Below are 26984 nucleotides of genomic sequence, written 5' to 3'. Positions count from 1 at the left end.
CCCGAGCCACCCCGGACGGGGTGGAAACCAGGGCACAACGGACCCGGACCGCCCGCCGGACGGCTCAGCGGACCGCCTTGCGCAGCGGTACCGCCGGGTCGGCCGCCAGCTCCCGGTCGAGGCGCGCGCCCGCCTCGATCAGCTTGCGGCCCTGGGCCAGGTCGCGGGGGCGCCCCACGGCCAGCAGGGCCACCAGGACGCCGTCGCGCAGCCAGACCACCGACCAGGACGCCCCCGCGGGGTCGCCGCGCCGTACCAGGGTGTCGGCCGCCCCGTGGTGGCCCGCGTACTGGACGAACCGGCCGAACTGCTCCGACCAGAAGTACGGCACCGGATCGTAGACCGGGTCGGTCTCCCCGACGGCCTGCACGGCGACCGTGAGGGGCCCCTGGAGCGCGTTGTCCCAGTGGTGGACGAGGAGCCGTTCGCCGTAGCGTGCGGACGGGAAGGAGGCGCAGTCACCGACCGCGTACACGTCCGGCAGCGAGGTGCGCAGCCGTTCGTCCGCGGTGATCGAGCCGTCCGCGCCGAGCGCGATGCCGGAGCCCGCGAGCCAGGCCGTCGCGGGCCGTGCGCCGATGCCCACGACCACCGCGTCGGCGGCGAGCCGGCGGCCGTCCGCGAGGATCACCGTGCCGGGCTCGACGGCGGCCACACCGGTGCCGGTCAGCAGTTCGGCGCCGCTCTCCGCGTACCAGTCGGTCATGGGGGCGGCGACCTCGGCGGGCAGGGCGCCCGCGAGGGGCCGGTCGGCCGCCTCCACGACGGTCACCACGCACCCGGCCTCGCGGGCGGCGGTGGTGAACTCCGCGCCGATCCAGCCCGCGCCCACGACGACGACCTCCCGCCGCCGCTCCAGTACGGGGCGCAGCCGCACGGCGTCGTCGAGCGTGCGCAGCGGGTGGACCCCGGGCACGCCCTCCGTGCCGGGCAGTACGGCGGGTTCGGCGCCGGTGGCGATGACCAGCACGTCGTACGGGACGGGCCCGGCGGTGGTGTCCAGCTCCCGGTCGGACGGGCGCAGCCCGGTGGCTTCCAGGCCGAGCCTGAGGTCGACGGAGAGGGCCCCGAAGTCGACGTCGAAGGCGGAACCTTCGGCCGTGCCGAGCAGGATCGCCTTGGAGAGCGGGGGCCGGTCGTAGGGCGGATGGGGTTCCGCGCCGATCAGGGTGATCCGGCCGCCGTACCCCTTCTCGCGCAGGGCGACGGCGGTCCGCACCCCCGCCATGCCCGCGCCGACGACGACCACCCCGGGCTCGTCCGGCCGCCCGTCGCGCGGGTCCCACCCCTCGTGCCCGTCATGTCCGTGTGCCTGCCGCTGTTCGCTCACCCGGTCACCTTAGAGGTCGCGGACAGGTAGGGCGGCGGTGATCGGACAGCCACCGGAGCGCCGGCGGGCAGCTCCTCCACGACGCTCGTCCCACTGCCTTCCCGGGACTCCCACTCCCAGCTCTCCTCCAGCCGGACCCGGCCGTCGGGGAGGTCGACGACGGTGGAGACGCAGTGCCCCGAGGACGTCTCGCCGCCGTGCCTCAACTGGACGTAGCGGAAGTCGAGACGGTCGCCGGTACGCGTTCCCACGAGGTGGCCGCGGACCACGTCGCCGCCTTCGTAGGAGGCCCAGATGTGGCCGTCCTCCTCGTGGTAGACGAAGCGGGTACGGGTCCCTACCTGGCCCGGGGCCTGGTCGGCGACGGGTGAGAGGACGAGCCCGTCCAACGAGCGGGCCATGGTGACGCTCCCTTACGACCTGATGGACGGCGCGTTAGTCTGGCCGTCGACACTACCTCGCGGGAGTCCGGACGCACCGGGCTGAGAGGGAGGCTGGAGCGGCCTCCGACCGTACGAACCTGATCCGGGTCATGCCGGCGAAGGGAGGGGCTGGACGCCCATGCACGCATCCACACGGTCATCGTCCCGGGCACCGACATCCCCCACGGGGTACGACGTCCTGGTCGTCGGCGGCGGGATCATCGGTCTGGTCACGGCCTGGCGCGCGGCCCGCCGCGGGCTGCGTACCGCCGTCGCCGACCCGGACCCGGGCGGCGGCGCGGCGGGGGTCGCGGCGGGCATGCTCGCCGCCGTCACCGAGCTGCACCACGGCGAGCAGACCCTGCTCGGGCTCAATCTCGCCTCCGCCGGGCGGTATCCGGCGTTCCTCGCGGAGCTGGAGGAGGCGAGCGGCCGGGACACCGGGTACCGGGCCTGCGGCACGCTCGCGGTGGCCCTGGACTCCGACGACCGTGCGCAACTCCGCGAACTGCACGCGCTGCAGCGGCGCTCGGGGCTGGCCTCCGAGTGGCTGACGGGGCGCGAGTGCCGGCGCCTGGAGCCGATGCTCGCGCCGGGAGTACGCGGGGGCCTGCGGGTCGACGGCGACCACCAGATCGACCCGCGCCGGCTCGCGGCGGCGCTCCTCACGGCCTGCGAGCGGGCCGGGGTGGTCTTCCACCGCGCCTGGGCCCGGGAGCTCACCGTCGTACGGGACCGGGCCGCGGGCGCCGTCCTCGCCGACGGCGGCGCGCTCGCCGCGGACCGGGTGGTGCTGGCGGGCGGCAGCCTCAGCGGCAGGCTGGCGGGCGTGCCCCCGGAGGCGGTGCCGCCCGTACGGCCCGTCAAGGGGCAGGTCCTGCGCCTGACGATGCCGCGCCGCCACGGGCCCTTCCTGTCCCGGACGGTACGGGCCGTGGTGCGGGGCGGCCAGGTCTATCTGGTGCCGCGCGAGAACGGCGAGCTGGTCGTCGGCGCGACCAGTGAGGAACTGGGCTGGGACACGACGGTCACGGCGGGCGGCGTGTACGAGCTGCTGCGCGACGCGCACGAGCTGGTGCCCGGCATCACCGAGCTGCCGCTCACCGAGACCCGCGCCGGGCTGCGCCCCGGCTCGCCGGACAACGCGCCGCTGCTCGGGCCGACCGTGCTGCCGGGTCTGTCGCTGGCCACCGGCCACTACCGCAACGGGGTCCTGCTGACGCCGGTCACCGGCGATGTCATGGCCACCGTCCTGACGACGGGTGAACTCCCGCCCGAGGCCGCGCCCTTCACCCCGCTGCGCTTCTCCCCCGGCGCGTCCGGCCCATCCACCACGCCTGTCACCACACCCGCCGCCTCTCCCGCCACCGCGGCCGCGTCCGGCGCGCCCGCGTCCGCCCCTGTGGAGCAGTCCGTATGAACACCGCCGTGATGCATGTCTCCGTCAACGGAGAGCGACGCGAGTTCGCCGCCGCGACCACGCTCGACGCCGTCGTCGCGACCCTCACCCCCGCGCGCTCCGGGGTGGCCGCCGCCGTCAACGAGACGGTGGTCCCCCGTACCCGCTGGTCCGGCACCGCGCTCAGCGACGGCGACCGGGTCGAAGTACTCACCGCCGTCCAGGGAGGCTGACGGACATGGCCGACGACCTGCTCACCATCGGCTCCGCCACGTTCGCCTCCCGGCTGATCATGGGGACGGGCGGGGCGCCCAGCCTCGACGTCCTCGAACGCTCGCTGATCGCCTCCGGCACCGAACTCACCACGGTCGCGATGCGCCGCCTCGACCCCACCGTGCAGGGCTCCGTGCTCTCCGTGCTGGACCGGCTCGGCATCCGCCCGCTGCCCAACACGGCGGGCTGCTTCACCGCCGGCGAGGCCGTCCTCACCGCCCGGCTCGCCCGGGAGGCGCTCGGCACGGAGTGGATCAAGCTGGAGGTCGTCGCGGACGAACGCACCCTGCTGCCCGACCCGGTGGAGTTGCTGGACGCCGCGGAGACCCTGGTGGACGACGGGTTCACCGTCCTTCCGTACACCAACGACGACCCGGTCCTGGCGGCGAAGCTGGAGGACGTGGGGTGCGCCGCGATCATGCCGCTCGGCTCGCCCATCGGCTCCGGGCTCGGCATCCGCAACCCGCACAACTTCCAGCTCATCGTGGAGCGCGCCGGCGTCCCGGTGATCCTGGACGCGGGCGCGGGTACCGCGTCGGACGCGGCGCTCGCGATGGAGCTGGGGTGCGCCGCGGTGATGCTGGCGTCCGCGGTCACCCGCGCCCGGGAGCCGGTGCTGATGGCCGAGGCGATGCGGCACGCGGTGGCGGCGGGCCGGCTGGCGCGGCGGGCGGGCCGGATCCCGCGCCGCCACTTCGCGGAGGCGTCCTCGCCGGTGGACGGGGTGGCGGCGCTCGACCCGGAGCGGCCCTGCTTCTGACCCGCCCGGCGCGCCGGGCTCGTACGGGGCCCGGCGCGTCCGGTGCGTCACGACGCTCCGGGAGGCCTGTCACAGGTCGGCTTCAGTCGGGTGCCCGGTCCGACCGGGGCTTCGGGAGTGTCGGCGGTGACTCGTAGACTCACCGGCGTGGATACGACCCTTCAGGACCCCATCGTCGGGCAGGTGCTCGACGGCCGTTACCGCGTCGAGGCGCGGATCGCGGTCGGCGGCATGGCCACGGTCTACCGGGCCGTGGACACCCGGCTCGACCGGGTCCTGGCGCTCAAGGTGATGCATCCGGCGCTCGCGGCGGACGCCTCCTTCGTGGAGCGGTTCATCCGCGAGGCCAAGTCGGTGGCGCGGCTGGCGCACCCCAATGTGGTCGCGGTCTTCGACCAGGGCGCGGAGGACGCGTACGTCTACCTGGCGATGGAGTACGTCGCCGGGTGCACCCTGCGCGATGTCGTACGGGAGCGTGGCGCGCTGCGCCCGCGGGCCGCGCTGGACATCCTGGAGCCGGTGCTCGCCGCGCTCGGCGCCGCGCACCGGGCCGGGTTCGTCCACCGGGACATGAAGCCGGAGAACGTGCTGATAGGGGACGACGGCCGGGTCAAGGTCGCCGACTTCGGGCTGGTCAGGGGCGTCGGGGAGGTGACCAACACCACCGGGACCGTCCTCGGCACGGTCTCGTACCTCGCGCCGGAGCAGATCGAGCACGGCACGTCCGACACCCGCGTCGACGTGTACGCCTGCGGGGTCGTCCTGCACGAGATGCTGACCGGTGCCAAGCCGCACTCCGGGGACACCCCCGCGCAGGTCCTCTACCGCCATCTCAACGAGGACGTGCCGGCCCCGTCCGCCGCCGTTCCCGGGCTCGCCCCGGAGCTGGACCGGCTGGTCGCCGCGGCGACCGCGCGGGACCCCGAGGACCGGCCGCTCGACGCGGTCGCGCTGCTGGCGCTGGTCCGCGCGGCCCGCGCGGCGCTCACCGACGCGCAGCTCGACGCCGTACCACCCCGGGCCAGGCCCGAGCCGGCGGCCGGCGCGGACGCCGACGGGCGTACGACGGTGATCCCCCGGATCCGGCCCGTCGAGGAGCCCGACGACGAGCCCGTCCGGCACACGAGCCGGCTGGAGATGCCGCCCCCGGACGCCGGGCCGCCGGCCGGCCGGTCCCGGTACGGGGCCGGGGGGCGCCGGGGGATGCCGTCGCGCGGGGTGCTCGCGGCGGTCGTCGCGGTGCTGCTCGTCCTCGGGGTGGGGACAGGGGTCTGGTACATCAACTCGGGCCAGTTCACCCGGGTGCCGTCGCTGCTCGGACAGACGGAGCAGGAGGCGCGCGAGCGCCTCGGCGCCGAGGGCCTGGACGCGAAGATCACCCGCGACTTCAGCGACAGCTTCGACCGGGGCACGGTGATGGGGACGGATCCGGAGCCCCGCTCCCGGGTCCGGGGCAGCGGTCCGGTGACGCTGGTCATCTCGCGCGGCCCGGAGATCGTCCGCGTGCCCGACCTGACCGGCAAGACACTGGCCGAGGCGCGGTCCGCCCTGAAGGAGGCCGGGCTGGCCGCCGGACTCGTCAAGCGGGAGTTCGACGAGGACGTCGCGCGGGGCACCGTGATCAGCTCCACGCCGGCCGCGGGCCGGGACGTACGGCCCGACGCGGGGATCGCGCTCCTGGTCAGCAAGGGCGCCCCCGTCGACATGCCCGATGTGACCGGCGAGTCCGTGGCCGACGCCACCACCGAGCTGGAGGACGCGGGGCTCACGGTGAAGGTCGCCACGGAGCGGGTGAACTCCGCGCAGGACGAGGGCACGATCGCCCGGCAGTCCGCCGCGGAGGGGACCCGCCTGGCGCAGGGCGACACGGTCACGCTGACGGTCTCCAAGGGCCCGCGGATGGTCTCCGTACCGGATGTGACCGGACAGAGCACCGAGGCCGCGAAGAAGCTGCTGGAGGACGCGGGCTTCCAGGTCGAGGTCGAGCGGAGCTTCCCGTTCCTGGGGGACACCGTGGGCGAGCAGTCCGTCGCCGGCGGCGAACAGGCCCCCGAGGGCTCCACCATCACCATCAAGACCAAGGGACTCTAGAAACAGATGCGCAACCCTGTCGGCGCCCATGTCCCCGTGGCCGGCGGGCTCGCCACGACCGGTCTGGCGTACGCGCGCGAGCTGGGCGCGGAGACCGTCCAGGTCTTCGCGGCCAATCCGCGCGGCTGGGCGACGCCCGCCGGGAATCCGGCGCAGGACGAGCGGTTCCGCGCCGAGTGCGCGGCGGCGCGGATGCCCGCGTACGTACACGCCCCGTATCTGATCAACTTCGGTTCGCACACGGAGGCGACCGCCGAGAAGTCCGTGGAGTCGCTCCGCCACAGTCTGCGGCGGGGCCGGGAGATCGGCGCGCTGGGCGTGGTCGTGCACACCGGTTCCGCGACCGGCGGGCGGCCGCGTGAGGTGGCGCTCGCACAGGTACGGGAGCGGATGCTGCCGCTCCTGGACGAGCTGACCCACGACGACGACCCGTTCCTGCTGCTGGAGTCGACGGCGGGCCAGGGCTTCTCGCTCTGCTCGCGGACCTGGGACTTCGGCCCCTACTTCGACGCGCTGGACTCCCACCCCCGGCTGGGGATCTGCCTGGACACCTGCCACATCTTCGCGGCGGGGCACGACCTGGCCGGGCCGCACGGCATGCGGCAGACCCTGGACCTGCTGGTGGACACGGTCGGCGCGGGCCGGCTCAAGCTGATCCACGCCAACGACTCCAAGGACGTGACGGGCGCGCACAAGGACCGGCACGAGAACATCGGCGCGGGGCACATCGGGGAGGACCCGTTCCGCGAGCTGTTCACGCATCCGGCGACCGCCGGCGTACCGCTGGTGATCGAGACCCCGGGCGGCAAGGAGGGGCACGCGGCGGACGTGGCCCGGCTGAAGAAGCTGCGCGACGGCTGAGCCCTCACTCCCGGCGGGGCCCCGGCCCCGTCAGAGTTCGGGGCCGTCAGAGTTCGGGGCCGTCGCCCGGGAGTTCCTGGTAGGAGTAGCGCTGCTCGGACCAGGGGTCGCCCACGTTGTGGTAACCGCGTTCCTCCCAGAAACCCCGGCGGTCGGCGGTCATGTATTCCACGCCCCGGACCCATTTCGGGCCCTTCCAGGCGTAGAGCTGCGGAACGATGAGCCGTACCGGAAATCCGTGTTCCGCGGTGAGCAATTCGCCGTCCTTGTGGGTGGCGAAGATCGTGCGGTCGGATACGAAGTCGGCGAGCCGTAGATTCGAGCTGAAGCCGTACTCGGCCCAGACCATCACATGCGTGACGTCCGGCGCGGGCGGCGCGAGTTCCGCGATCGTCCGGGCGGGCACCCCGCCCCATTCGGCCCCCACCATGCTGAATTTTGTGACGCAGTGCAGATCGGCGACCACGGTGGAGAACGGCAGCGCCGAGAACTCACCATGGTTCCAGCAGTGTTTGTCGCCGTCGGCGGTCGCGCCGAAGACCCGGAACTCCCAGCGTTCCTGCCGGAACTTCGGTACGGGGCCGTAATGGGTGACCGGCCAGCCGCGCTGCAGGCGCTGTCCCGGCGGCAGCTCGGACACTTCCGGCTCCTGACGCTCCCGGCTCTCCGGCTGACCCATGCCTTCCATGGTGACAGACCGGGAGGGGTGGTGATGACCAGGTACACCTCGATTCCGGCAACTCCTACTAAGCGTGCACTTACTGGACGACCTCCGGATCACGGTGCGAGGATGCCCAGCATTCCGCTCCGTCACCGGCTTGGAAGGAGTCCGCGCGATGCAGGGCGACCCCGAGGTCATTGAATTCCTCAATGAGCAGCTGACCGCCGAACTGACCGCGATCAATCAGTACTTTCTCCATTCGAAAATGCAGGAGAACTTCGGCTGGACAAAACTCGCCAAGTACACCCGGGCCGAGTCGTTCGACGAGATGAAGCACGCCGAACTCCTCACCGACCGGCTGCTGTTCCTGGAGGGCCTGCCGAACTATCAGCGGCTCTTCCATGTACGGGTCGGCCAGACGGTCACGGAGATGTTCCAGGCGGACCGGCAGGTCGAGGTGGAGGCGATCGACCGCCTCAAGCGCGGTATCGACGTGATGCGGTCCAAAGGCGACCACACGTCCAAAGGGATCTTCGAATCGATCCTGGAGGACGAGGAACACCACATCGACTATCTCGACACGCAACTGGAGCTGATCGAGAAACTCGGTGAACCGCTCTACATCGCCCAGCTCATCGAGCAGCCCGACAGCTGAGACAGCTGCGACGGTTTGAACGGCCGGTACAGGGACCTACGCGGCGTCCCTGAGGACCGGGGCGGGCCGCTGCTGCGGCGGCTGCTGCGACTGCGGCTGCTGCTCCCGCAGCTCACGGCGCGGACATCCGCCGCGTCCCAGCAGCGACTGGATACGCCGTACGCACGAGCCGCAGTCGGTGCCGGCCTTGCTCGCCGACGCGATCTCGCGGGGCGTGCACGCGCCGGCCGCCGCGTGTTCCTTCACCTGCGTCTCGGTGATCCCGAAACATGAGCAGACGTACACGCGGTTCACCTCCCGACGCCGAGTGCCACTGATGTGGAGCCACGCCGCATGATCGGTGAGGCTAACCTAACCTTACCTGCCATGCCGGATACGGAAAAGTCCTGGAAACGCAGGTGGGGCGCGGATCACACCGATCCGCGCCCCACCGGGCCGTACAGGAGGCTCCTACTGGTCCCGGTACATCTCCGCGACCAGGAAGGCCAGGTCCAGCGACTGGCTGCGGTTGAGCCGGGGGTCGCAGGCCGTCTCGTAGCGCTGGTGCAGATCGTCGACGAAGATCTCGTCGCCGCCGCCCACGCACTCGGTGACGTCGTCGCCGGTCAGCTCGACGTGGATGCCGCCCGGGTGCGTGCCGAGCGCCTTGTGGACCTCGAAGAAGCCCTTGACCTCGTCGAGCACGTCGTCGAAGCGGCGGGTCTTGTGACCGGAGGCCGCCTCGAAGGTGTTGCCGTGCATCGGGTCCGTCACCCAGGCCACCGTGGCGCCGGACGCGGTCACCTTCTCGACCAGGGTCGGGAGCTTGTCCCTGACCTTGTCGGCGCCCATGCGGACGATGAAGGTGAGCCGGCCGGGCTCGCGGTCCGGGTCGAGCCGGTCGATGTAGGTCAGCGCCTCGTCGACGGTGGTCGTCGGGCCGAGCTTGATCCCGATCGGGTTCCTGATCTTCGAGGCGAACTCGATGTGCGCGCCGTCGAGCTGGCGGGTGCGCTCACCGATCCACACCATGTGGCCCGAGACGTCGTACAGCCCGCCGGTCCGGGAGTCGACCCGGGCCAGCGCCGACTCGTAGTCCAGCAGCAGCGCCTCGTGCGAGGCGTAGAACTCCACGGTGCGGAACTCGGCCGGGTCGGTGCCCGCCGCCTTCATGAAGTTCAGCGCGTTGTCGATCTCGCGGGCGAGCTGCTCGTAACGCTGGCCCGACGGGGACGACTTCACGAAGTCCTGGTTCCAGGCGTGCACCTGGCGCAGGTCGGCGTAACCACCCGTGGTGAAGGCGCGCACCAGGTTGAGCGTCGCGGCGGACGCGTGGTACATCCGCTTGAGGCGCTCGGGGTCGGGGACGCGGGACTTCTCGTCGAAGGCGAAGCCGTTGACCGAGTCGCCCCGGTACGTCGGCAGGGTCACGCCGTCGCGGGTCTCGGTGCCCTTGGAGCGCGGCTTCGAGTACTGCCCGGCGATCCGGCCGACCTTGACCACCGGCACGGACGCCGCGTACGTGAGAACGGCGCCCATCTGAAGGAGGGTCTTCAGCTTGTTCCTGATCTGGTCGGCGGAGACGGCGTCGAACGCCTCGGCGCAGTCACCGCCCTGCAGCAGGAACGCCTCGCCCTTGGCGACGGACGCCAGCCGGGCACGGAGCTGGTCGCACTCCCCCGCGAAGACCAGCGGCGGATAGCTCTCCAGCTCCGCCACGACAGCACGCAGGGCTTCGCGGTCCGGATACTCCGGCTGCTGAGCAGCGGGAAGATCGTGCCAGGACGGCACATGCTTGGCGGAGTTCTCAGCGTTCACTGTCACGCGCTCCAGATTACGTGGTCGAGGGCGCCGGGCGGCGCGGCGCTCACAGTGTGGAACAGACCGGTGCCCCGGCGCATGCACTATGGTGCGGCTCATGTTCGCGCATTCGCATCAGACCTGGTGGTGGCCCGCTCGTCCGGCGGTCCACTGATTCACGCGCGCACCACGAATCACGAAGGCCGCCCGAGGGGCGGCCTTCAGTGTTCTCCAGGTCCGGATGCCAGGTTCCCGGCCGGGGAAGCGGGCCGTTCCTCTCCCTCCTCCGGAAGGAACACCGCAGATGAACACCGACCCGATGAACACCGGCCCGATGAACACCGGCCCGATGGCCACCGATCTGATGGCCACCGATCCTTCCCCGGCCGCCCGGCTGATCGGCCGGCTGCTGGACGACGACTGTCCGCCCTTCGCCCTGCTGCGCCGCCGCACCCCCGGCCGTGACCATGACACCGTCGAGCTGCTGATCGGCTCCGTGCATGAGGCGGAGCGGCTCGCCGATCTCCCGGCGGGCGACCGCACCGCGCTGGCCCTGGTGCCGTTCCGGCAGATCAGGGAGCGCGGCTTCGACGTACGGGACGACGGGACGCCGCTGGCCGTGCTGGTCGCGGACGAGACGTACGAGCTGCCCCTCGGCGAGGTGCTCGACCGGCTGCCCGCGCACGCGGTACGGGTCGAGGCCGGCGCCTTCGACCTCGACGACGAGCGGTACGCGGAGATCGTGCGGCGGGTCGTCGACGAGGAGATCGGCCGGGGCGAGGGCGCGAACTTCGTCATCCGGCGCACCTTCGAGGGCCGGATCCCCGGCTTCGGCCGGGCGGACGCCCTCGCGCTCTTCCGGCGGCTGCTCGTCGGGGAGCAGGGCGCGTACTGGACGTTCCTGGTGCACACGGGCGGGCCCGGCGGTGACGGCGGCGGTGACCGTGACGGCCGGCCCGGCGGGCGGACGCTGGTCGGGGCCAGTCCCGAGGCGCATGTCCGGATGAGCGGTGGAACCGTCGTGATGAACCCCATCAGCGGGACCTTCCGCTATCCGGCCGGGAACCCCGCTCCTGAGGCGCTGCTGGAGTTCCTGGGCGACCGCAAGGAGACCGACGAGCTGTCCATGGTCGTCGACGAGGAGCTGAAGATGATGTGCACGGTCGGCGACCGGGGCGGGGTGGTGATCGGCCCCCGGCTCAAGGAGATGGCCCATCTCGCGCACACCGAGTACGAACTGCGCGGGCGCTCCTCGCTCGATGTGCGCGAGGTGCTGCGGGAGACGATGTTCGCGGCGACGGTCACCGGCTCGCCGGTGCAGAACGCCTGCCGGGTCATCGAGCGCCACGAGGTGGGCGGACGCGGCTACTACGCGGGCGCGCTCGCGCTCCTCGGGCGGGACTCCGGCGGTGCGGCGACCCTCGACTCCCCGATCCTGATCCGTACCGCCGACATCGGCGCCAGCGGCGCGCTGCGGGTGCCGGTCGGGGCCACGCTCGTACGCCACTCGCGGCCGGAGAGCGAGGTGGCCGAGACGCACGCCAAGGCGGCGGGGGTGCTGGCGGCGCTGGGGGTACGGCCGGGGCGCCCGCGCGCGCAGGCGGCGCGGCCCCGGCTCGCCGACGACCCGCGGGTACGGGCGGCGCTGGACGCGCGGCGCGCGGATCTGGCGCCGTTCTGGCTGCGGATGCGGGAGACCACCGCGGCGCTGTCGGGGCACGCGCTGATCGTCGACGCCGAGGACACCTTCACCGCGATGCTGGCCCACCTCCTGCGCTCCTCGGGGCTGGCGGTGACCGTACGGCGCTACGACGAGCCGGGGCTGCGTGAGGCGGCGCTCGGCCACGCGGACCGGGTGGGGCCCGTGGTGCTGGGTCCCGGCCCCGGTGACCCGGCGGACAGCGGTGACCCGAAGATGCGGCTGCTGCGCGGGCTGGCGGCGGAACTGCTGGACTCACGCGGCACCCGGCGCCACGGCGTGCTCGGGGTCTGCCTGGGGCACGAGCTGCTGGCGGCGGAGCTGGGGCTGGACACCGTACGCAAGCGGGTGCCGTACCAGGGCCTCCAGACCCGCGTCGGGCTCTTCGGCCGGGAGGAGACGGTGGGCTTCTACAACAGCTTCACCGCGCGGTGCGACGGCGCGGCGGCGGCGCGGCTGGCGGCGCGGGGCGTCGAGGTGAGCCGGGACCCGGCGAGCGGGGAGGTGCACGCGCTGCGGGGCGCGGGGTTCGCGTCGGTGCAGTTCCATCCGGAGTCGGTGCTGACGCTGGACGGCCCGGGGATCGTGACGGAGCTGCTGGCGGGGGCGGAGACGACGGCGGCGGCAGTACGGAGATAGGGGATAGCGGAGCCCGGTGCGCCGGGCGGCCGGGTTCACGGGTTCCCGGCCGCCCGGCGCCGCTCCCGGCGCGCCGACGCGGCACCGGGGCGGGTCCGGCGTGATCAGGGTCCGGCGTGATCCGATTCCGGCGTGATCCGAGCCGGCGCCGCTCAGCCGAAGAAGACGCCCGCCTCCTCGTACAGCTCGGGGCGGACCGTCTTGAGCCGGGCCGTCGCCTCCGCCATCGGGACGCGCACGATGTCGGTGCCGCGCAGGGCGACCATCTTCCCGTAGTCGCCGTCGCGCACCGCCTCGATCGCGTGCAGGCCGAAGCGGGTGGCCAGCCAGCGGTCGAAGGCGCTCGGGGTGCCGCCGCGCTGGACATGGCCGAGCACGGTGGTGCGGGCTTCCTTGCCGGTGCGCCGTTCGATCTCCTTGGCCAGCCACTCGCCGACACCGGACAGCCGGACGTGGCCGTACGAGTCCAGCGTGCCGTCCTTGAGGACCAGATCGCCGTCCTTGGGCATCGCGCCCTCCGCGACGACCACGATCGGCGCGTACGACGCCTTGAAGCGGGAGGTCACCCAGGCGCAGACCTGGTCGACGTCGAAGCGCTGCTCGGGGATGAGGATGACGTTGGCGCCGCCCGCGAGCCCGGAGTGCAGGGCGATCCAGCCGGCGTGCCGGCCCATCACCTCGCAGACCAGGACGCGCATGTGGGACTCGGCGGTGGTGTGCAGCCGGTCGATGGCCTCCGTCGCGATCCCGACGGCGGTGTCGAACCCGAAGGTGTAGTCGGTGGCGGACAGGTCGTTGTCGATGGTCTTGGGGACACCGACGCAGGGCACCGTGTACTCGTCGGAGAGGCGTGACGCGACCCCGAGCGTGTCCTCGCCGCCGATCACGACCAGCGCGTCGACGCCCGTCGCGGCCAGGGTCTCCCTGATCCGGCGGACGCCGTCCTCCTCCTTGAACGGATTGGTGCGCGAGGAGCCGAGGATGGTGCCGCCGCGCGGCAGGATGCCGCGCACGGTGGGGATGTCGAGCCGTACGGTGTCGCCGTCCAGCGCGCCGCGCCAGCCGTCCCGGAAGCCGGTGAAGCCGTAGCCGTACTCCTGAACGCCTTTGCGCACGAGAGCCCGGATGACCGCGTTGAGCCCGGGGCAGTCGCCGCCGCCCGTCAGCACTCCGACCCGCATGAAGCACGTCCCTTCGCCAGGAGGGGTGATTCAGGTCACTCCGGCATGGTGCACGGGGGCAATCCCGTTGCACCAGAGGGCGGACGGCAATGTTTCGGGGACCCTGCCGGGGGCGGGCCGGGGCCCGCGGGCGGCTCAGATGTCGTCGAGCCCGCGCTCGATCGCGTACCGCACCAGCTCGACGCGGTTGTGGAGTTGCAGCTTGCCGAGCGTGTTCTGGACGTGGTTCTGCACGGTGCGGTGCGAGATGACCAGCCGTTCCGCGATCTGCTTGTACGAGAGCCCCTTGGCGACCAGGCGCAGCACCTCCGTCTCACGGTCGGTGAGTTCGGGTGCCCTCGGCTCGTCGGCGGCGGCCGGCGCGGGCTCCGAGGCGAGGCGGCGGTACTCCCCGAGCACCAGCCCGGCGAGCCCCGGGGTGAAGACCGGGTCGCCGGCGGCGGTGCGGCGGACGGCGTCGGTCAGCTCCTCCGTACTGGCCGACTTGAGCAGATAGCCGGTGGCGCCGGACTTGACCGCCTCCAGCACATCGGCGTGCTCACCGCTGGCGGAGAGCACCAGGACGCGCAGCCCGGAAAGGGAACCGACCAGTTCCTTGCAGACCTGGACGCCGGGCATGCCCGGCAGGTTGAGGTCGAGGACGAGCACTTGGGGGGTGGTGGCGCGGGCTCGGCGCACCGCCTGGGGGCCGTCCCCGGCGGTGGCGACGACGTCGAAGCCCGCCGCCTCCAGGTCGCGGGCGACCGCGTCGCGCCACATCGGGTGGTCGTCGACCACCATCACCCGGACCGGCCCTTCCCCGCCGCCCGCGGCCGGGTCGCCGACCGTCCCCGCGCCGACCGCCGACCGTGTCATGTCCGTCGTGTCCGTCCTGTCCACCGTGCCCGCTGTGCCCGCCGTGCTCTGCTCGCTCATCGCTTCGTCTTTCCCCGTCCCCGTGGCTCCGCCGACACGCGGGGAACCTTCAACTCGACTTCCGTGCCCTGTCCCGGCACCGAGATCAGCTCGGCCGTGCCGCCAAGATCCCGCAGCCGGCCGCGGATCGAGAGCGCGACACCGAGACGCCCCTCCCCCTCCGCCTGCGCGAGCCGGCCCTCGGGGATGCCGGGGCCGTCGTCCCGTACGGTCACGATCACCTCCTGCGGCCAGTCCTCGACCAGGATCCAGGCGCGGGCGTCCTCGCCCGCGTGGCTCTTCACATTGTCCAGGGCGGCACCGACAGCCGCCGCCAACTCCCGGGCGGCGGCGGGCTCCAGCAGGACCGGGGCGCCCGGTTCGGAGAAGGTGACCCGGGATCCCGCGTACGGCGCGAGCAGGGTCCGCAGGTCGCACGGTCCGGAGCCGCCGTCCCGCCGCCCGCCGTCGGCCGTGCCGGTGCCGTGGGCGCTGTCAGCGCTGTTGACGGTCCGGACGACCGCGCCCCGTGCGGCGTCCTCCGAGACCCGGGAGACGGGCACCAGCCCGCTGGAGACCAGGGTCCGCAGGGCGATCTCCTGCTCCCCCGCCAGCCGGCCCAGCTCGGCCGCCTCGCCGCCCAGCGCCGTACCGCGCCGCTGCACCATGGCGAGCACCTGGAGCACGCTGTCGTGGATGTCCCGGGCCAGCCGCTCCCGTTCACGGGTCGCCGCCTCGATCTCCAGGGCGCGGGCGAGGGTGCGTTCGGAGGCGCGGGCGACCTCCACGACGTAACCGATGGCGATGGAGGCGACCCACACGAGCAGCACGTTGTGCACGGTGTCCAGGGTGGGATGGCCGCGCTGGATCAGATTGGCCACCCCGACGAAGGTCGACGCGAAGGCGGCCCACCGCCAGCCGCCCTTGACCGCGAAGGCGAGGACCGATCCGGCGACCCATATCGACGGCAGGGTGAGCCCGTCGACCGAGCGGGCCTGGAGGTCGGTGAACGGGGTGAGCAGGATGCCGGTGAGACCGATGGTGAGATCGGCGCCCAGGAAGCGTTTGGTGCAGCTCGCCGCGTTGGCGACCTTGGGAAGCGTGACAAGTGTCCAGACGGCCAGGACGGCGAGGTAGGACGCGGCGACCCACGGGCGTTCGAAGCGGTCGCGGTCGAGGAAGAAGAGCAGCACCGCGTAGAGCATCGTCAGCACGCGGTAGCCGCTCAGCGCCTGCCACAGCGGCTGTTCGACCGACATCCGCACCACGCGCTCGCGCTTGGCCATCTCCTGCTGCCCTCCCCCTGGTTCCCCGCCCCTGGCCCCGCCGCGTCGGCGCGGGCCGACGGCCCGCGGACCGTCGCCCTATCCCTCAGCTGTCGACGACGCCTTCGCCGCCTCCGCGATCTGCCGCTTGGCGGCCGTGGCGTAGATGTCCACGTACTCCTGGCCGGATAGCTTCATGATCTCGTACATCACCTCGTCGGTGACCGACCGCAGGATGAAGCGGTCGCCCTCCATGCCCTGGTAGCGCGTGAAGTCCAGCGGCTTGCCGATCCTGATCCCCGGGCGCATCAGCTTGGGGACGACCTTGCCGGGCGGCTGGATCTTCTCGGTGTCGATCATGGCGACGGGGATGACGGGCGCCCCGGAGGCGAGCGCCACGCGCGCGAGTCCGCCCGGCTTGCCCCGGTAGAGGCGGCCGTCGGGCGAGCGGGTGCCCTCGGGGTAGATACCGAAGAGCTCGCCTCTCTCCAGGACCTTTATCCCGCTCTGGATCGCCGCCTCGCCCGCGCCGCGCCCACCGGAGCGGTCCACGGGGAGCTGGCCCACGCCCTTGAAGAAGGCGGCGGTGAGCTTGCCCTTCACGCCGGGCGACGTGAAGTACTCCGCCTTCGCGATGAAGGTGACCTTGCGGTCGAGCACCGCCGGGAGGAAGAACGAGTCCGAGAAAGAGAGGTGGTTGCTCGCGAGGATCGCCGGTCCCTCGGCGGGAATGTTCTCAAGTCCCTCCACCCAGGGCCTGAAGGCGAGCTTCAGCGGCCCTCCGATGGAGACCTTCACTGCGCCGTAGATCAACTCGAATTCCTCCTGTGTGCTGTGGACCGACCTTAACCCCTGGGGTGCCCGCGCTCCCCTCTCCGCGAGCGCCGGACGGACTCCGGAAGGGCCGGACGGACCTGGTCGGTGTCGGTCCGGTCGCGTACGGTGAAGTACACCTTCCGAGCCTCACGAACAGGAGACCTTGGTGCCGGTCCTTCCTGGAGCCGAGCCGTACCGCCATGAGGGCGGCGAGGTCGGCGTCCTCCTCTGTCACGGATTCACCGGTTCCCCCCAGTCACTGCGTCCCTGGGCCGAATACCTGGCCGGGCACGGGCTGACCGTGTCCCTCCCCCTGCTGCCCGGGCACGGCACGCGCTGGCAGGACATGCGGCTCACCGGCTGGCAGGACTGGTACGCGGAGGTGGACCGGGCGCTGCGGGAGCTGCTGGAGCGGTGCGAGCGGGTCTTCGTGCTGGGGCTGTCGATGGGCGGGGCGCTGGCGCTGCGGCTGGCCGCGCGGCACGGGCGGTCGGTCAGCGGGGTCGTCGTGGTCAATCCGGGGATCAAGGTGCACGGGGCGGCGGCGTACGCGCTGCCGGTCCTCCGCCACTTCGTGGCCACCACCAAGGGGCTGACGAGCGACATCGCCAAGGAGGGCGGCGCGGAGGTCGGATACGACCGGGTGCCGTTGCACTGCGCGCACTCGCTGCGGAATTTCTTCCGGCTGGTGGACGCGTCGCTGCCCCAGGTCAACCAGCCGCTGTTGCTGCTGCACAGCGCGGTGGACCACGTGGTGCCACCGGCCGACTCGGCCAGGATCCTCGGCCGGGTCTCCTCGACGGATGTCCGTGAGGTTCTGCTGGAACAGAGCTACCACGTCGCGACGTTGGACCATGACGCGGAGCGGATTTTCGAGGAGAGTCTCACGTTCATCGGCCGGCTCGCTCCGACTGTCGGGAAGAAGGGGAGCACCACCGGTGGCTGAGCATGACGCGAACCGCGAACCGCAGCCGATCGACGAGGAGGCGGCCTGGGCGGCGATCGTCGCCGGGTACGGGGAGGAGCCGGCGGACCCGCCGGGCGCCAAGCCGTTCAAGTCGGTCGAGGACCTGGCCCTGCTGGAGGGCGAGCGGAACGGTAAGGATCCCCGGACGGAAGCGGTGCCGGAGCCTCCGGGACCGCTGAAGCCCCCGGCGGCACCGAGCGGGGCGGGCGGCCCGGAGGCGGGCACGGGCTCCGGCACGGGCTCGGGTGCAGATACAGGCTCCGGTACGGGCACGAGCGCGGGCTCCGGTACGGGTACGGGTTCGACCACGGGTACGGGCTCCGGTACGGCATCGGGCTCGGCCGCGGCCGCCGGGAAGGCCGGCGAGGGCGGGGCCGGGGAGCGGGCGGCCGACGGTGCCGAGGAGCCGGAGGCCGACAAGCCCGCGCTGGGCGGCTCGATCACCTTCGCGCCCGGCGTCGGCGGCCCGGGCATCGCGGTCCCGGGCGGCGGTCCCCGCGACTACCGGCTCGCGGAACCGGGCGACGGTGACGGGGACACGGGAGACGACGAGGGCCACTTCGTCCCGCCGGAGCCGCCCCCGCTCCCCGAGTCCGATGTCACGGCCAGATTCGCCTGGCTCGCCGTGATCGGCGGACCGGTGCTGATGCTGATCGCGGTCCTGCTGAGCTGGGACATGACCTGGTGGCTGACCACAATCTGCATCGGCGGCTTCCTGGGCGGTTTCGCGACGCTGGTGGCGCGGATGGACCCGGACGACGACGAGAGCGACGACCCGGGCCGCGGCGCGGTCGTCTGACGCCTTCGCCTCCCCGGGACGCTCACCCCGCCGGTACGCGCAGGGCGGCCAGCACGGGCAGATGGTCCGTGGCCGCCCTCAGGTCCGCCTCGGTGACGCCGGGCAGCCCCCGCGGCACCCCGCAGCCGAGGACCTCGACGCCCTCGGTGGCGAAGACCGCGTCGATGCGCTGATGCGGACGCTCCGGGGTGGAGGTGTACTCGTCGCCCCACGGGCGGACCGACCGGCAGTCCTGGAGTTTCCCGGCGAGCAGCCGGAAACCGCGGCCGTCGGGCCGTTCATTGAGGTCGCCCGCCACGACCGTGTGCGGGGCGTCCATCGCCGCCACCCGGTCGAGCACCATCCCCGCCTGCGCGTACCGCTCGGCGGCCTGGAGGCTGAGATGGCAGCTCAGCACCGCGAGGCGGGCGCGCCCGACCCGTACCACCGCCGTCGCGAAGCCCCGCCGGTGCAGACCGGGGGTGTGCGGCAGCAGGACGTCCTCGGTGTGTTCGACCGCGACGCGCAGCGAGCACAGGAGCAGCGGGCCCGTCGCGGGGGCGCCGCCGCCGAGCACCACGAGGCCGGTGTGCGCGGCCAGCCAGGCGGCCCGCCTGCGCCAGCGGAAGAAGCGCGGTGCCTCCTGGACGAGGAGCAGATCGGGCGCGCAGGCGGTGATCACCCGTGCCAGCGCCGCGCGGTCGTCGCGCATCGAGCGGATGTTGTAGCTGAGCACCCGGATCACGGCCGAACCGTCCGGCTCGGTACGGGAGTCGGGCAACGGGGGCAGGGGCGGGAGCGTCGCCATGCCGTAGACGATACGGGTGCGCCGCTGCCCGTACGGGCCGACAGCACGCGCGTCCGGCCACCGGTACGGGCACGGGCCCGTCCATGCCCGTACGGCCCCTACGGCACCGCGCCCGCCGTACCCCCTGCGGGGCGCGGCGGGCGCGGATGGCTTCAGTTGCCGGAGCGGCGGGTGCGGGTCAGCCCTGCCGGGCCAGGTCCGCCGCGCCCACCAGCCCTGCCTCGCCGCCCAGTTGGGCCGCCAGGACCTGGGCGTGCGGCCGCCACTCGCCGCCGATCAGCCAGCGCCGGAACGACTTGCGGATCGGGTCGAGGACCAGCTCGCCCTCGTCGGAGACACCGCCGCCGACGATGAACGCGGACGGGTCGAAGAGCGAGGCCAGATCGGCCAGGCCCGCGCCCGCCCACCGGGCCAGCTCTCGGAAGGAGTCGACGGCCACCGGGTCGCCGGCCCGGGCCGCCGCGCTGATGTGCCGGCCCTCGATGCCCTCGGTGGTGCCGTCGCCGAGGCCGAGCAGCAACTCCGCGTTCTCCGGTGTCGCGTTGGCGCGCTGCTTGGCGTACCGGACGAGGGCGCGGCCCGACGCGTACTGCTCCCAGCAGCCCTGGCTGCCGCAGCCGCACAGCAGGCCGTCGGGGACGACCCGGATGTGCCCGAACTCGGCGGCCACACCGAAGCGTCCGCGGCGCAGCTTGTTGCCGATGATGATGCCGCCGCCGAGCCCGGTGCCGAGCGTGATGCAGATGACGTCCTCGTGGCCCTGGCCCGCGCCGAAGCGGTATTCGCCCCAGGCAGCCGCGTTGGCGTCGTTCTCCACGACGACCGGGAGCCCGACCCGCTGCTCGACCTTGTCCTTGAGCGGTTCGTGGCGCCAGTTGATGTTCGGCGCGAAGAGGACGGTGGCGCGCTTGTCGTCGACGTAGCCGGCGGCACCGATGCCGACGGCCTCGATCTGCTGCCCCTCGCCGGCGCCGGAGACAGCCGTGCAGATAGCGTCGACGATGCCTTCGGCGGTCCGCGGAGTGGGCACCTTGTGCGTCTCCAGGATGGTGCCCTCTTCGTCGACCACGCCGGCCGCGATCTTCGTGCCGCCGATGTCGACGCCGATGGTGAGTCCCATGTGTCCCTCAGTTTTCGGTCGAGCCCCGCTAGGGCCAACCGTACCCGAGGGCAGGTGCCCGAACGGTCAGTCCAGATCGATACGGCCGTCGGGACCGGGCTTCTCGTCGCGGGGGTCGCTGGGGTCGTCGGACTTCTTGGTGTCCGGCCGTACGGTGTCCGGCCGGACCGCGTCCGCTTCCCCGGACGGCGGGGCCGACGGGGACGAAGGGGCAGCCGGGGAGGACGGGGCGGACGCGGCCGACTGCCCCTGGGTCCAGCGGGCCTCCTGGCCCTCGACGGCCGAGCGGTACGCGGCGAGCAGTTCGCCGCCCGCGGCGGCGAGGTGGTCGAAGACCCCGGGGTTGCGCTCGATGACCGGCTCGACGGCCTGCCGGGCCTGGTGGATGAACTGCTGCACGGCGCCCTGCGCGACCGTGCCGAGCAGCGGGCTCTGGAGCGCGGAGACCTTGTCGGCGACGGCGTCGACCAGCTTGCGCAGCTCGTCGGCGGCGGATCCCGGCGGGGGGCCGTACAGGGCCCGGCGGCGCGCCTTCTCCGCTTCCAGGTCTTCGGCACATGCCGTGGCCCAGGCGTCCGAGTCGGCGGCGGGGCGCTCGGTGGCGTCGCTCATGGCGTACTCCTGCGTCAGGGACGGAGCCTCCCGCCATGGGCAGCGGAAGGGTTCGTACCTTCGACGGTACCCGAACGGAGGTACGTCCTTCAGTGTCCGCGCGGCCACAGAGCGGGGTCGGGGGCGAATCTCACCCTCAGCTCCCCGTCCGTGAGGGCGGCTCCGGTGACGGTGCAGCGGCGCAGCGCGGACGGCAGGGGAACGATTCTCCGGAACGGGCCGACGGTCAGCAGGAGTTCGTCGTCCTTGCGGACCAGGTTCAGTTCGCTCTTGACCGCGCCGGGCAGCGGGATGTGCCAGACCAGCAGGTCCTCCTCGGCGAGCCGGTCCTCGACCGGCCAGGAGATCGTGGCGGTCTCCGGTCCGGCCGGCGCGACCGCCAGCGTTCCTCCGGTCCCGGCCTCCCCGGCGGCGGTGTGCGCCGCGGCGAGCGACGCGAGGTCGTCGAGTCCGTGCGGATCGCGGCCGAGGTGTCCGACCGGCTGCCGGTCGTCCGGCCATTCGGCCAGGTACTTGCGCTGCTGGGCGGCGAGCGTCGCGAGCCAGGGGTCGGCCGGGTCCTGCGGCAGCAGGCGGTTGGGTACGGAGGTGTCGGCGCGCAGCCCGTGGAGGGCGAGCCCGGTGCGCGCCGTGCGCAGCGCCCGCGCTGCGGCGGGCCCCGGCTCGGCGACCAGCCGTACGGTCGTCGCGGGGTCCTCGATCAGCCGCTGTACGGCGGCGAGTTCGGAGTCCCAGCGGGTGGCGGTCTCGTACAGCCACTGCGCGGGCATGGGTATCCCGGCGAGCTGGGCCATCATCGGGCGCAGCGCGCGGGCGGCCTGGCGTTCCTGGGGCAGCAGCCGGCGCAGGTAGCGGCGGAGCTGTTCGGGCAGGGCGAGCAGGGCGAGGGCCTCACGCAGCGGCGGCAGGTCGACGACGAGGGTGTCCCAGTCACCGGCGGCGGCCCGGCGCAGGGCCTGGAGCAGGGCGGACTGGCCGCTGCCCGGCAGCGGGGTGAGTTCCTCGCCGGCGAGCGGGCGGGCGCCGAGCAGGTCGAGTCCGGCGGCGAGACGCTCCTGGAGGGCGAGGGTCTCCGTACGGAAGTGTTCGGCGGCGTCGACGCGGGCGGCCCACAGTCCGTCGGGTCCCACCGGGGCGGGGTCCGGGCCCAGGGTGCCCGGGTCGGTGCCGAGCAGGTCGTCGAGGGGGTCGGCGGAGAGCAGCAGGACCCGGCCGCCGTGGCGGGCGGTGGCGAGCGCGGTGGCGGCGGCGATGGTGGTACGGCCCGCGCCGCCGGGACCGGTGACGAGGACCGTACGCATCGGGGGTCAGGCCGCCGAGCCGGCTTCGACGCGCTTCTTGAGGCCGTCGAGGGCGCGGTCGATGATGACCTTCTCCGCCTTGCGCTTGATCATGCCGAGCATGGGGATCTTGACGTCGACGGTCAGCCGGTAGGTGACCTCGGTGTGGCCGCCGGCGACGGGCCGGAGCAGGTAGGAGCCGTCGAGGGCGCGCAGCATCTGGGACTTGACGAGGGTCCAGCTGACCTCGTTGTCGCCGGTCCAGGTGTAGGCGAGGGTGTGGTCGTCCTTGATGGCGCCGGCGTCCAGCACCAGCCTGACCTGCTCGGCGCGGCCCCGGTCGTCGGTGGTCAGCACCTCGGCCTGCTTCACCTCGCCGGTCCAGTCGGGGTAGCGGGCGAAGTCGGCGATCACGCCCATGACGTCGGCCGGTGCCGCCTCGATCGTGATGCTCGAACTGGTGTGTTCCGCCATCGCCGTGTTCCTCCGGTGCCGGTGCTGTTCCGGCTTCTGGGTCTGTGGTGTGCAGGCTATCGCGAGTGCGACGGTCACCATTCCATGGTCCACGGCCGCCCGGCCGACGCGAAGTGCCCCACGTTCACGCACTCGGTGGCCCCTACGCGCATCCGGCGGGCGAGCGGCTGGTGGACGTGGCCGAAGAGGGCGTACCGGGGCCGGGTCCGGTGGATGGCGTCCAGCAGGGCGCGACTGCCGCGCTCGAAGCGGCGGGCGACGGTGTCGTACGTCAGCTCGGGCACCTCGGGCGGGATGTGCGAGCAGAGCACGTCGACCTCGCCGAGCGCCTCGACCTTGGCGGCGTACTCCTCGTCGGAGATCTCGTACGGCGTGCGCATGGGGGTGCGCAGTCCGCCGCCGACGAAGCCGAAGACCCGGCCGCCCAGTTCGACGCGTTCGCCGTCGAGCACGGTGACGCCGGGGCGCGCGTACTCGGGCCAGAGGGACGGGATGTCGACGTTGCCGTAGGTGGCGTACGTCGGATTGGGCAGGACGGCGAACAGCTCGGCGTACTGACGCCGCACGGCCTGCTGGATCGCGGTCTCCTGGTCGAGTTCGAGCGCAGCCCACAGCGCGCGGCCGAACTCCCTGGCCTCGTCGAAGCGGCGGGCGGTGCGCAGCTCCACGATCCGGTCGGCGTTGGCGACGCCGAAGAGGTCGGGGAAGATCCCGCGCGAGTGATCCGCGTAGTCCAGGAAAAGCACCAGGTCACCGAGGACGAGGAGCGCGTCGGCGCCGTCCCCGGCCCGCGCGAGGTCCTTGGCGTTCCCGTGTACGTCGCTGACCACGTTGACCCGCATACCCACCATGGACGATCAGCCTAGAGGAGTGCGTCCGGAACGCCGCCCACGGTAGTGGGGGCCGCCTCCGGACGGCGCCCTACCTGCGGTTACTTTCGCGGTACGAGAGGGGTGGACTAATGTGCGCGAAGTACCGTCAAAGACGATGTGACGCACGGAACATCTGGCCGGGCCCCTCTACCGGTGTGAAGTACCGGTGGGTAACGTCCGGGCAGTCCAGTCGTGCTCGCTCCGTCGAGCACCTGCCCGATCTTGGACCGCGGCCGGCACGCACGACGCCGTGGCGCCGACGCCCGATGAGGAGCAGCAGTCTTGCGCGAGTTCGGCCTTCCGGCCCTGTACGAGGTCCCCTCGGACGGCAATCTGACGGATCTCATCCGCCGCAATGCCGCTCAGTATCCCGATGTCGCGGTGATGGGCCGCAAGGTGGCGGGCACCTGGACCGATGTCACCGCCACCCAGTTCCTCGCGGAGGTGCGGACGGTCGCGAAGGGGCTGATCGCGGCGGGCGTCCGGCCGGGTGACCGGGTCGCCCTGATGTCGCGCACCCGCTACGAGTGGGTGCAGTTCGACTTCGCGATCTGGACCGCGGGCGCGGTCACCGTCCCGGTGTACGAGACCAGTTCGGCCGAGCAGGTGCAGTGGATCCTCGGTGACTCGGGCGCGGTCGCGGCGATCGTGGAGAGCGGCGAGCACGTGGCGACGGTCGAGTCCGTACGGGGCCGGCTGCCCGGTCTGCGCGACGTCTGGCAGCTCGACGCGGAGGCGCCCGGCGAAGGCGCGGTGGCGCGGCTGACGGCCGCGGGCGCGGAGATCACGGACGCGACGGTCGACGAACGGGCCGCGAGCGCGAAGGCCGACGACCCCGCGACGATCGTCTACACCTCGGGCACCACCGGACGCCCCAAGGGGTGTCTGCTGACGCACCGCGCCTTCTTCGCGGAGGCCGGCAACGCGGTGGAACGCCTCAAACCCCTCTTCCGCACCAGCGAGTGCTCCATCCTTCTCTTCCTCCCCGCCGCCCATGTCTTCGGGCGGCTGATCGAGGTGGCGGCCGTGATGGCGCCGGTCAAGCTCGGCTGCGTACCGGACATCAAGAACCTCACCGACGAACTGGCCTCGTTCCAGCCGACGCTGATCCTCGGGGTCCCGCGCGTCTTCGAGAAGGTCTACAACGGGGCGCGCGCCAAGGCGCAGGCGGACGGCAAGGGCCGGATCTTCGACCGGGCGGCGCACACGGCGATCGCGTACAGCCGCGCCCTCTCCACCCCGCGGGGCCCGTCCCTGGGGCTCCGGATCCGCCACACGGTCTTCGACCGGCTCGTCTACCGCAAGCTGCGCGCGGTGCTCGGCGGGCGCGCCGAGCACGCCATCTCCGGCGGCGCCGCGCTGGGCGAGCGGCTGGGCCACTTCTACCGCGGCATCGGCTTCACGGTGCTGGAGGGGTACGGCCTGACGGAGTCCTGCGCGGCGACGTCGTTCAACCCCTGGGACCGGCAGAAGATCGGCACGGTCGGCCAGCCGATGCCGGGCACGGTCATCCGGATCGCGGACGACGGCGAGGTGCTGCTCCACGGCGACCACCTGTTCACGGGGTACTGGAACAACCCGGAGGCGACGGCGGAGGCGCTGGCAGACGGCTGGTTCCACACCGGCGACATCGGCACGCTCGACGAGGACGGCTACCTCACGATCACGGGCCGGAAGAAGGAGATCCTGGTCACGGCGGGCGGCAAGAACGTCGCACCCGCGGTGATCGAGGACCGCATCAGGGCGCACGCGCTGGTGGCGGAGTGCATGGTCGTCGGCGACGGCCGCCCGTTCGTGGGCGCGCTGATCACCCTGGACGAGGAGTTCCTCGGCCGCTGGGCGAAGGAGCACGGCAAACCGGCCGCCTCGACCGCGGCGACGCTCCGCCTCGACCCGGAGCTGCTGGCGGAGGTGCAGCGCGCGGTGGACGAGGGCAACGCGGCGGTCTCGAAGGCGGAATCGGTCCGTAAGTTCCGCGTGCTGACCTCGCAGTTCACGGAGGACGCGGGACACATCACGCCATCGCTGAAGCTGAAGCGGAACGTGGTGGCGAAGGACTTCGCGGACGAGATCGAGGCGATCTACCAGGGCTGACGGGGGGCGCTCCCCTCATGCGGGGGCGCTCCCCTCGTACGGGGCCCCTCGTACGGGGAACGCCCGTGCCCGGCGGCCTCAGAGCAGTCGGCGCAGGCGTTCCGCGAGGAGGTCCCAGCGCCAGCGTTCCTCCACCCAGGCCCGGCCCCGCTCGCCCATCCGGCGGCGCAGTTCCGGGTCCTGGAGCAGGGCGACGATACGGTCGGCGGACTCCCGGGCGGCCAGCTCCGGCGGGCCGCCGTGGACCACCCAGCCCGTCTCGCCGTCCAGCACCGCGTCGGGCGCGCCGCCCGAGTCGCCCGCGACCACCGGGAGGCCCGTCGCCGACGCCTCCAGGTAGACGATGCCCAGGCCCTCCACGTCGAGTCCGCCGCGCCGGGTGCGGCAGGGCATCGCGAAGACGTCGCCCGCGCCGAAGTGGGCCGGCAGCTCCGCCCAGGGGACGGCGCCGGTGAAGCGTACGGAGGCGGCGACCCCCGTGGTCCCGGCCAGCTTCCGCAGCTCGGCCTCGTAGGGGCCGCCGCCCACGATCAGCAGGACCGCGTCCGGCACCCGCGCCAGGATCGCGGGCATGGCGAGGATCAGGGTGTCCTGGCCCTTGCGCGGCACCAGCCGGGAGACACAGACGACGACGGGCCGGTCCGTGAGCCCGAGCGCGGCGCGCACCGCCGCGCCGCCCGAGTCCGGGTGGAAGGTCTTCTCGTCGACACCCGGCGGGAGTTGCCGCATCCGCGCGGCGGCCCCGGGGGTGAGCGCGGGCGCGATCCGCGACCGGGTGTAGTCGCCCAGGTAGGTGATCGTGTCGGTGGACTCCCCGATGCGGCGCAGCAGTTGGCGGGAGGCCGGTAGCTGTGCCCAGCCCGCCTCGTGGCCGTGCGTGGTGGCGACGAGGCGCCGCGCGCCCGCCCGGCGCAGCGCGGGCGCCATCAGGCCGAGCGGGGCCGCCGCGCCGAACCAGACCGACGTACAGCCGTGCTCGCGCAGCAGCCCGACGGCCCTGCGGGTGACGCGCGGGGTCGGCAGCAGCATCGTCGTACGGTCGCGTACGACGAGGAACGGCTGCTCCGCGTCGAAGGCGTCGGTGGCCTCGACGCCCTCGCGCCCCCGCTTCCAGGTGGACGCGTAGACGACGAGCTGTTCGGGGTCCAGGCGCAGCGCCATGTTGTGCAGGAACGCCTGGATGCCGCCCGGCCTGGGCGGAAAGTCATTGGTCACGATCAATGTCTTGTGCATCGCCGCCGACAGTACCGGGCC

26 protein-coding genes and 1 riboswitch are annotated in these 26984 nt (G+C 72.8%); of the genes, 10 read left to right on the top strand and 16 right to left on the bottom strand.

All coding sequences use genetic code 11. From position 1 onward, the window contains the following. Nucleotides 1–64 precede the first annotated feature (64 nt). Nucleotides 65–1228 carry an NAD(P)/FAD-dependent oxidoreductase gene (locus ACFXKG_RS25480; RefSeq protein ID WP_384843586.1) on the bottom strand — a complete coding sequence of 388 codons (1164 nt, stop codon included), beginning with the start codon at nucleotides 1226–1228 and terminating at the stop codon, nucleotides 65–67. A gap of 98 nt (nucleotides 1229–1326) precedes the next feature. After that, the gene (locus tag ACFXKG_RS25475; RefSeq protein ID WP_384843406.1) at nucleotides 1327–1731 is read right to left on the bottom strand and encodes a hypothetical protein; all 405 of its coding nucleotides are present in this window, start codon (nucleotides 1729–1731) and stop codon (nucleotides 1327–1329) included. A 49-nt stretch (nucleotides 1732–1780) separates the two neighbouring features. After that, nucleotides 1781–1894: riboswitch (TPP riboswitch) on the top strand. On the opposite strand from ACFXKG_RS25475, the gene thiO reads away from it, so the two are divergent. The 5 genes from thiO (at nucleotide 1892) to ACFXKG_RS25450 (ending at nucleotide 7136) form a co-directional block, all read left to right on the top strand. Next, entirely contained in the window at nucleotides 1892–3172 is a 1281-nt protein-coding gene (gene thiO, locus ACFXKG_RS25470; RefSeq protein WP_384843403.1) for a glycine oxidase ThiO, read from the top strand. (Overlaps the previous riboswitch by 3 nt.) 11 nt (nucleotides 3173–3183) lie before the next feature. Then, entirely contained in the window at nucleotides 3184–3384 is a 201-nt protein-coding gene (thiS, locus tag ACFXKG_RS25465) for a sulfur carrier protein ThiS (protein WP_384843584.1), read from the top strand. Nucleotides 3385–3389: 5 nt separating this feature from the next. Then, a complete protein-coding gene (locus ACFXKG_RS25460) occupies nucleotides 3390–4184 on the top strand; it encodes a thiazole synthase (RefSeq protein WP_384843400.1) in 795 nt (264 codons plus the stop codon). Between the two features lie 147 nt (nucleotides 4185–4331). Then, entirely contained in the window at nucleotides 4332–6275 is a 1944-nt protein-coding gene (pknB, locus tag ACFXKG_RS25455) for a Stk1 family PASTA domain-containing Ser/Thr kinase (protein WP_384843397.1), read from the top strand. A gap of 6 nt (nucleotides 6276–6281) precedes the next feature. Next, nucleotides 6282–7136 carry a deoxyribonuclease IV gene (locus tag ACFXKG_RS25450; RefSeq protein ID WP_365806643.1) on the top strand — a complete coding sequence of 285 codons (855 nt, stop codon included), beginning with the start codon at nucleotides 6282–6284 and terminating at the stop codon, nucleotides 7134–7136. A gap of 46 nt (nucleotides 7137–7182) precedes the next feature. Here ACFXKG_RS25450 and ACFXKG_RS25445 read toward each other — a convergent pair whose 3' ends face one another. Further along, nucleotides 7183–7815, bottom strand: coding sequence for a sulfite oxidase-like oxidoreductase (locus ACFXKG_RS25445; protein ID WP_384843394.1), 633 nt, complete (start codon nucleotides 7813–7815; stop codon nucleotides 7183–7185). 157 nt (nucleotides 7816–7972) lie between these two features. Here ACFXKG_RS25445 and bfr point away from each other — a divergent pair, with 157 nt between their 5' ends. Further along, a complete protein-coding gene (gene bfr, locus ACFXKG_RS25440; RefSeq protein WP_382888602.1) occupies nucleotides 7973–8452 on the top strand; it encodes a bacterioferritin in 480 nt (159 codons plus the stop codon). Between the two features lie 36 nt (nucleotides 8453–8488). On the opposite strand, the gene ACFXKG_RS25435 is transcribed toward bfr, so the two are convergent. Together ACFXKG_RS25435 and ACFXKG_RS25430 are read right to left on the bottom strand one after the other, a co-directional pair. Then, entirely contained in the window at nucleotides 8489–8746 is a 258-nt protein-coding gene (locus tag ACFXKG_RS25435) for a bacterioferritin-associated ferredoxin (RefSeq protein WP_384843390.1), read from the bottom strand. 156 nt (nucleotides 8747–8902) lie between these two features. Further along, nucleotides 8903–10255, bottom strand: coding sequence for a class II 3-deoxy-7-phosphoheptulonate synthase (locus ACFXKG_RS25430; RefSeq protein WP_384843387.1), 1353 nt, complete (start codon nucleotides 10253–10255; stop codon nucleotides 8903–8905). Nucleotides 10256–10595: 340 nt separating this feature from the next. On the opposite strand from ACFXKG_RS25430, the gene ACFXKG_RS25425 reads away from it, so the two are divergent. Further along, nucleotides 10596–12569, top strand: coding sequence for an anthranilate synthase family protein (locus ACFXKG_RS25425; protein WP_384843581.1), 1974 nt, complete (start codon nucleotides 10596–10598; stop codon nucleotides 12567–12569). Nucleotides 12570–12721: 152 nt separating this feature from the next. On the opposite strand, the gene ACFXKG_RS25420 is transcribed toward ACFXKG_RS25425, so the two are convergent. The 4 genes from ACFXKG_RS25420 to ACFXKG_RS25405 all read right to left on the bottom strand — a co-directional run bounded on the left by ACFXKG_RS25420 (nucleotide 12722) and on the right by ACFXKG_RS25405 (nucleotide 16722). Beyond that, nucleotides 12722–13750, bottom strand: coding sequence for a 6-phosphofructokinase (locus ACFXKG_RS25420; protein WP_384843384.1), 1029 nt, complete (start codon nucleotides 13748–13750; stop codon nucleotides 12722–12724). 135 nt (nucleotides 13751–13885) lie between these two features. After that, on the bottom strand, nucleotides 13886–14530 hold the full coding sequence (locus ACFXKG_RS25415; protein ID WP_384843578.1) for a response regulator: 645 nt from the start codon (nucleotides 14528–14530) through the stop codon (nucleotides 13886–13888). Between the two features lie 131 nt (nucleotides 14531–14661). Further along, the gene (gene macS, locus ACFXKG_RS25410; RefSeq protein ID WP_384843381.1) at nucleotides 14662–15930 is read right to left on the bottom strand and encodes a MacS family sensor histidine kinase; all 1269 of its coding nucleotides are present in this window, start codon (nucleotides 15928–15930) and stop codon (nucleotides 14662–14664) included. A gap of 78 nt (nucleotides 15931–16008) precedes the next feature. Continuing rightward, nucleotides 16009–16722 carry a lysophospholipid acyltransferase family protein gene (locus tag ACFXKG_RS25405; RefSeq protein WP_384843378.1) on the bottom strand — a complete coding sequence of 238 codons (714 nt, stop codon included), beginning with the start codon at nucleotides 16720–16722 and terminating at the stop codon, nucleotides 16009–16011. 169 nt (nucleotides 16723–16891) lie between these two features. Here ACFXKG_RS25405 and ACFXKG_RS25400 point away from each other — a divergent pair, with 169 nt between their 5' ends. Both ACFXKG_RS25400 and ACFXKG_RS25395 read left to right on the top strand, forming a co-directional pair. Further along, complete coding sequence (locus ACFXKG_RS25400; RefSeq protein WP_384843375.1) at nucleotides 16892–17671, top strand: alpha/beta hydrolase; 780 nt, start codon at nucleotides 16892–16894, stop codon at nucleotides 17669–17671. Next, nucleotides 17664–18491, top strand: coding sequence for a hypothetical protein (locus ACFXKG_RS25395; RefSeq protein ID WP_384843372.1), 828 nt, complete (start codon nucleotides 17664–17666; stop codon nucleotides 18489–18491). The genes ACFXKG_RS25400 and ACFXKG_RS25395 overlap by 8 nt, the downstream gene beginning before the upstream one ends. Nucleotides 18492–18513: 22 nt before the next feature. Here the strand turns inward: ACFXKG_RS25395 and ACFXKG_RS25390 are convergent, their stop codons facing one another. The 6 genes from ACFXKG_RS25390 to ACFXKG_RS25365 form a co-directional block, all read right to left on the bottom strand. After that, the gene (locus ACFXKG_RS25390; RefSeq protein WP_384843368.1) at nucleotides 18514–19278 is read right to left on the bottom strand and encodes an endonuclease/exonuclease/phosphatase family protein; all 765 of its coding nucleotides are present in this window, start codon (nucleotides 19276–19278) and stop codon (nucleotides 18514–18516) included. A gap of 178 nt (nucleotides 19279–19456) precedes the next feature. Next, a complete protein-coding gene (locus ACFXKG_RS25385; RefSeq protein WP_384843365.1) occupies nucleotides 19457–20398 on the bottom strand; it encodes an ROK family glucokinase in 942 nt (313 codons plus the stop codon). A gap of 66 nt (nucleotides 20399–20464) precedes the next feature. Next, nucleotides 20465–21010 (bottom strand): DUF5304 domain-containing protein, encoded by a 546-nt coding sequence (locus ACFXKG_RS25380; RefSeq protein ID WP_384843362.1) that lies wholly within the window; start codon nucleotides 21008–21010, stop codon nucleotides 20465–20467. A gap of 89 nt (nucleotides 21011–21099) precedes the next feature. Continuing rightward, nucleotides 21100–22311: an ArsA family ATPase gene (locus ACFXKG_RS25375; RefSeq protein ID WP_384843359.1), complete on the bottom strand. Its 1212-nt coding sequence runs from the start codon at nucleotides 22309–22311 to the stop codon at nucleotides 21100–21102. Between the two features lie 6 nt (nucleotides 22312–22317). Further along, the gene (locus tag ACFXKG_RS25370; RefSeq protein ID WP_365806669.1) at nucleotides 22318–22764 is read right to left on the bottom strand and encodes an SRPBCC family protein; all 447 of its coding nucleotides are present in this window, start codon (nucleotides 22762–22764) and stop codon (nucleotides 22318–22320) included. A 74-nt stretch (nucleotides 22765–22838) separates the two neighbouring features. After that, a complete protein-coding gene (locus ACFXKG_RS25365; RefSeq protein ID WP_384843575.1) occupies nucleotides 22839–23606 on the bottom strand; it encodes a metallophosphoesterase in 768 nt (255 codons plus the stop codon). Nucleotides 23607–23918: 312 nt separating this feature from the next. Between ACFXKG_RS25365 and ACFXKG_RS25360 the strand changes: the two genes are divergently transcribed. After that, nucleotides 23919–25730 (top strand): AMP-dependent synthetase/ligase, encoded by a 1812-nt coding sequence (locus ACFXKG_RS25360; RefSeq protein ID WP_384843356.1) that lies wholly within the window; start codon nucleotides 23919–23921, stop codon nucleotides 25728–25730. Nucleotides 25731–25808: 78 nt separating this feature from the next. Here the strand turns inward: ACFXKG_RS25360 and ACFXKG_RS25355 are convergent, their stop codons facing one another. Further along, entirely contained in the window at nucleotides 25809–26963 is a 1155-nt protein-coding gene (locus tag ACFXKG_RS25355; protein ID WP_384843353.1) for a glycosyltransferase family 4 protein, read from the bottom strand. Between the last annotated feature and the right edge of the window lie 21 nt (nucleotides 26964–26984).

The organism is Streptomyces sp. NPDC059255, from assembly GCF_042752355.1.
In the GTDB taxonomy this organism is placed as follows: domain Bacteria; phylum Actinomycetota; class Actinomycetes; order Streptomycetales; family Streptomycetaceae; genus Streptomyces.
This window is presented reverse-complemented; position numbering and strand designations above follow the sequence as displayed.

Coding starts and splice junctions, on each gene's coding strand:
- ACFXKG_RS25460 (WP_384843400.1), top strand. CDS start 3,390: ATGGCCGACGACCTGCTCACCATCGGCTCCGCCACGTTCGCCTCCCGG.
- ACFXKG_RS25415 (WP_384843578.1), bottom strand. CDS start 14,530: ATGGTGGTCGACGACCACCCGATGTGGCGCGACGCGGTCGCCCGCGAC.
- ACFXKG_RS25425 (WP_384843581.1), top strand. CDS start 10,596: ATGGCCACCGATCCTTCCCCGGCCGCCCGGCTGATCGGCCGGCTGCTG.
- ACFXKG_RS25390 (WP_384843368.1), bottom strand. CDS start 19,278: ATGGCGACGCTCCCGCCCCTGCCCCCGTTGCCCGACTCCCGTACCGAG.
- ACFXKG_RS25355 (WP_384843353.1), bottom strand. CDS start 26,963: ATGCACAAGACATTGATCGTGACCAATGACTTTCCGCCCAGGCCGGGC.
- macS (WP_384843381.1), bottom strand. CDS start 15,930: ATGGCCAAGCGCGAGCGCGTGGTGCGGATGTCGGTCGAACAGCCGCTG.
- thiS (WP_384843584.1), top strand. CDS start 3,184: ATGCATGTCTCCGTCAACGGAGAGCGACGCGAGTTCGCCGCCGCGACC.
- ACFXKG_RS25420 (WP_384843384.1), bottom strand. CDS start 13,750: ATGCGGGTCGGAGTGCTGACGGGCGGCGGCGACTGCCCCGGGCTCAAC.
- ACFXKG_RS25450 (WP_365806643.1), top strand. CDS start 6,282: ATGCGCAACCCTGTCGGCGCCCATGTCCCCGTGGCCGGCGGGCTCGCC.
- ACFXKG_RS25365 (WP_384843575.1), bottom strand. CDS start 23,606: ATGCGGGTCAACGTGGTCAGCGACGTACACGGGAACGCCAAGGACCTC.
- ACFXKG_RS25480 (WP_384843586.1), bottom strand. CDS start 1,228: ATGGCGGGGGTGCGGACCGCCGTCGCCCTGCGCGAGAAGGGGTACGGC.
- bfr (WP_382888602.1), top strand. CDS start 7,973: ATGCAGGGCGACCCCGAGGTCATTGAATTCCTCAATGAGCAGCTGACC.
- ACFXKG_RS25370 (WP_365806669.1), bottom strand. CDS start 22,764: ATGGCGGAACACACCAGTTCGAGCATCACGATCGAGGCGGCACCGGCC.
- ACFXKG_RS25445 (WP_384843394.1), bottom strand. CDS start 7,815: ATGGGTCAGCCGGAGAGCCGGGAGCGTCAGGAGCCGGAAGTGTCCGAG.
- thiO (WP_384843403.1), top strand. CDS start 1,892: ATGCACGCATCCACACGGTCATCGTCCCGGGCACCGACATCCCCCACG.
- ACFXKG_RS25475 (WP_384843406.1), bottom strand. CDS start 1,731: ATGGCCCGCTCGTTGGACGGGCTCGTCCTCTCACCCGTCGCCGACCAG.
- ACFXKG_RS25375 (WP_384843359.1), bottom strand. CDS start 22,311: ATGCGTACGGTCCTCGTCACCGGTCCCGGCGGCGCGGGCCGTACCACC.
- ACFXKG_RS25380 (WP_384843362.1), bottom strand. CDS start 21,010: ATGAGCGACGCCACCGAGCGCCCCGCCGCCGACTCGGACGCCTGGGCC.
- ACFXKG_RS25385 (WP_384843365.1), bottom strand. CDS start 20,398: ATGGGACTCACCATCGGCGTCGACATCGGCGGCACGAAGATCGCGGCC.